This window comes from Candidatus Kaelpia aquatica (assembly GCA_030765335.1).
Classification (GTDB): domain Bacteria; phylum Omnitrophota; class Gorgyraeia; order Kaelpiales; family Kaelpiaceae; genus Kaelpia; species Kaelpia aquatica.
Window position 1 is genome coordinate 1 of sequence record JAVCCU010000042.1, and the last position, 4,108, is coordinate 4,108.

Annotated in this window: 4 protein-coding genes; 3 read left to right on the plus strand and 1 reads right to left on the minus strand. The window is 38.5% G+C overall.

From position 1 onward, the window contains the following. Positions 1-492 precede the first annotated feature (492 nt). The 3 genes from purS to purL are packed head-to-tail and all read left to right on the plus strand — an operon-like array spanning position 493 to position 3,655. A complete protein-coding gene (gene purS / locus P9X27_06690) occupies positions 493-744 on the plus strand; it encodes a phosphoribosylformylglycinamidine synthase subunit PurS (GenBank protein ID MDP8254061.1) in 252 nt (83 codons plus the stop codon). Next, a complete protein-coding gene (gene purQ, locus P9X27_06695) occupies positions 745-1,440 on the plus strand; it encodes a phosphoribosylformylglycinamidine synthase subunit PurQ (protein MDP8254062.1) in 696 nt (231 codons plus the stop codon). Between the two features lie 4 nt (positions 1,441-1,444). Next, entirely contained in the window at positions 1,445-3,655 is a 2,211-nt protein-coding gene (purL, locus tag P9X27_06700; protein ID MDP8254063.1) for a phosphoribosylformylglycinamidine synthase subunit PurL, read from the plus strand. A 297-nt stretch (positions 3,656-3,952) separates the two neighbouring features. Here purL and P9X27_06705 read toward each other — a convergent pair. Beyond that, the coding region (locus tag P9X27_06705; GenBank protein ID MDP8254064.1) for a cold shock domain-containing protein at positions 3,953-4,108 on the minus strand (156 nt) is incomplete at its 5' end.

A 4,108-nucleotide genomic window follows, 5' to 3' on the forward strand; every position in this document is an offset into this window, starting at 1 on the left:
AAAGATTACTAATTTTCTTAAGTTACTAAACATGTTTTTTCTTCCCCTTAGTTATAAATATAACATATTTTAATTATGCAAACAAATTTAGGGAGAATTTTGTAGAGATATCAGAGGTTTCTTTTAAATTCTGGACACTTTTTGGACACAAAGTAAGGGGTAGGGGAATTTTGAAGCACTGTCTAATGTTGAGCGTGAAATCTTTTTTCTTTACGGCCAAATGTTCGGTAATTGTTCAAAACGTTGGGCCTAGAGTTGGAGATATTGTTTTGCTCTATCATCAGGGCAAAAATATAGATTTAAATTGACAATTTCTTCCCCTGTGGTATATTAAAAGAAACGCATGGTAGCGTTTAAATGAAAAAGCAACGAGGCGTTCTAGGGAACGTCTTTTTTATTTTTAGACAAAGATCATTGTGTCGTTATCAGCGATAGATAAGCATTGTTAAATATTCTTAAGATTTAAATTTTATATAAAATAAGGAGAGAGATATGTTAAAGGCGGATATAACTGTTCATCTTAAAAAGACCGTTGTTGACCCGCAAGGTTTAGCTGTAAAACATGCTTTAGAATCGTTAGATTACGAATCTCTTAAAGAGGTAAGGGTTGGAAAATCTATCGCCATTCTTTTTGATTCTGACGATGTCGAAGATATAAGTAAAAAGACCGATGAGATCTGCAAAAAGCTTTTAGCTAACACAGTAATTGAGGATTATCAATTTAGTATAAAGAAAGAGGTTTAGATGAAATTTGGAGTAGTTGTATTCCCGGGTTCTAACTGCGAGCAGGATTGTTTTTATGTAATTAAGGATGTGCTTGGTCAACCTGTAGAGCACATTTGGCATGAGAATCGCAAACTAGATGGGTTTGATTGTTTGATTATACCAGGAGGATTTAGCTATGGAGATTATTTGAGATCCGGGGCTATTGCTGGTTTCTCTCCAGTTATGGACGGGATAATTGAGTTTGCACGCAAAGGGGGGCTTATAATAGGTATCTGTAATGGTTTTCAGATTTTACTTGAAGCAGGGCTCCTTCCCGGAGCTATGCTGCGTAATAAAAATATTCATTTTATCTGTAAATACAGCTATGTAACTGTAAAGAATAATAAAACACCTTTTGCTTTACTCTCTAAGCCTAATCAGGTTTTAAAGATACCAATAGCACATAACGAGGGTAATTATTATATCGATGAAAAAGGATTAGAGGATCTTAAAAAGAACAATCAGATAATATTTCAATATTGTTCAGCTAGAGGAGAGGTTAGTGAAGAGAGCAACCCTAATGGTGCTGTTTTTAATATTGCAGGTATTACAAATAAAGAAGGTAATGTTTTGGGCATGATGCCTCATCCTGAAAGAAGTTCTGAAGAAGAGCTTGGTTCAAAAGATGGGCTGCTAATATTTAATTCAATTGTCTCATGGCTGAAAGGAAAATAGAGATATGATAAATGCTTCTGTATACCACAGTTTGGGTTTAAGTGATGTTGAGTATGATAGTATAGTCAAAATATTAGATCGGGAGCCTACCACTACAGAGCTTGCCATGTTTTCTGTTCAGTGGTCAGAGCATTGCGGTTATGTAAGCTCTAGGAAGTGGCTCAAGCTTTTGCCTAAGAAAGGCAAGGCCCCATCGCTTATAGGGGAAGACTCTGGAGGCATAATTATAGGTGATAAGGCTATAATATTTAAAGCAGAAAGCCATAACCATCCTTCTCAGATTGAGCCCAAACAAGGGGCAGCTACAGGTGTAGGAGGTATCCTACGCGATATCTTCACCGCAGGGGCAAGGCCCATAGCGTTGCTTAACTCCCTACGCTTTGGATTACTAAAAGACGCCTATAATCGCTATCTCCTAAAGGGTGTTGTTGACGGAATTCAATCTTACGGTAACTGCGTAGGAGTTCCTACCGTTGGGGGAGAGATATATTTTGATGAAAGTTATAACGGAAATTGTTTAGTCAATGTTATGAGTATAGGTATAACCGATAAAGAGAAACTTGTTAGAGCACAGTCTAAAGGAGTTGGCAATGTTATTCTCTATGTCGGTGCTAGCACAGGGCGTGATGGTATTGGCGGATGTAGTGTTCTGGCTTCAAATGAGTTTTGTGAAGGAGAAGAGAGGAGGCCGGCTGTTCAGATAGGCGATCCTTTTATGGAGAAATGTCTTATCGAGGCAACATTAGAGGCTTTAGAGCTAGGCCATATTGTAGGCATTAAAGATATGGGTGCGGCGGGATTGACCTGTTCGGTTAGCGAGATGGCTTATGCTGGAGAGTCGGGGATGGAGATAGAGCTAGAGAATGTTCCCAGAAGAGAAGCTGGTATGGAACCCTGGGAATTAATGATGTCTGAGTCTCAAGAGCGCATGTTAGTCTGTGTCGAGAAAGGTTTTGAGGATGAGATTAAAGCTATATTTTCAAAATGGGGTTTAAATGCTGCTGTCATCGGAAGAGTGATAGCTGGCGATGCTGTGCTTATTAAAGATAAGGGTAAGATTGTTGCAAATATGAAAGCATCTGCTTTGACTGAATCCCCTCTCTATGATGCCGAATATAAAGAGCCTAGATACCTGAAAAAAGCAAGAGTTTTGCATTTAAGTAAAATACCTGAATCTATCAACTATGATGAAGTTTTAATTAAATTACTAAGCTCTCCATCCATTGCCAGCAAGCGTTGGGTCTATGAGCAGTATGATACGATGGTTCAAACCAATAGCCTAGTTTTGCCGGGATCGGATGCAGCTGTTATTCGCTTAAAAGGCAGTGATTATGCTTTAGCTGCTACAATGGATTGTAACAGCAGGTACTGCTACCTGGATCCTTATCAAGGCGCTCAGATTGCAGTAGCAGAAGCAGCTCGTAATCTAGTCTGTTCGGGAGCCGAACCTCAGGCTGTAACGGACTGTCTTAACTTTGGGAGTCCAAAGAAGCCGGACATGTTCTGGCAGTTTAAGCAAGCGGTTAAGGGAATAGCTGATAGTTGTGAGTTCTTTGATTTAGCGGTTGTAAGCGGGAATGTCTCTCTTTATAACGAAAGTCCTCAAGGAACTATCTTTCCTACCCCTGTAATAGGGATGATTGGATTAATAGATGATCTAAGTAATATCTCTACTCAGTATTTTAAGAGAGATAATGAATTAATAATTTTATTGGGGGAATGCAAAGAGGAGCTTGGAGGATCAGAGTATCTAAAAGAAATATATAGTTTGACTAGGGGTGAGATTCCAAGGCTGGACTTAGACCTTGAGAAATCCTTGCATGTTACCGTATTAGAGGTAATAAAAAAGGGCTTAATAAGCTCAGCCCATGATTGTTCTGAAGGCGGATTGGCTGTTGCTTTAGCCGAATGTTGTATATCTAACAACGAAAAGACAATAGGAGCAGAGATTGACAATCTGAATTTTAACATAAGAGCAGATGCCTTATTATTTGGCGAGTCTCAATCTAGGGTAATAATATCATCTCCCCAAGAATCTCTGAGCAAAATAAAAGAGATTGCCGGTAGAAATAAAGTTCCGTTTAGAGTTATTGGTAAGACAGGCGGAGATTATCTTAGGATTTCATATTATGATAGGAAATTTATAGATGCCCCCCTGTTTGAATTGGACAGAGAGTGGTCAGGCTCTTTAGAGAGGAGTATAAAGGGAGCTTAATGGATGGAATATTTAAGACAATCGTGTATAAAGATGTAGCCTCTCTTGGTCTATATATTTTACAGCGCAGAAGAGAGTCGTATTATTGCTTACAATGGTAAGAGATTAAGAGCAACCCCTGTGTTTGCTAGTTTTATCCAAATTTAAATCTAAATTAAGTAAGGCCCATCTTTCTTAGAGATATTTATAGCCGCAGCTCTTAAGAAGTGGTGATGGCAGATTTAATTATTGTTGTTTAGTCTGGAAGTTTAAATAAAAAAAGCCCGCCAAAAAATAGCGGGCTTTTAAAACAACTGGTTATATTTTTACTACATTGATAGCACGTTGACCTTTTGCACCATCTTCGATTTCAAATTCGACAGGTTGACCTTCATCAAGTGAAGCATAGCCTGAACCCTGGATTGAGCTATGATGCACGAATACATCCTTGCCTTCTTCTGGAGTAATAAATCC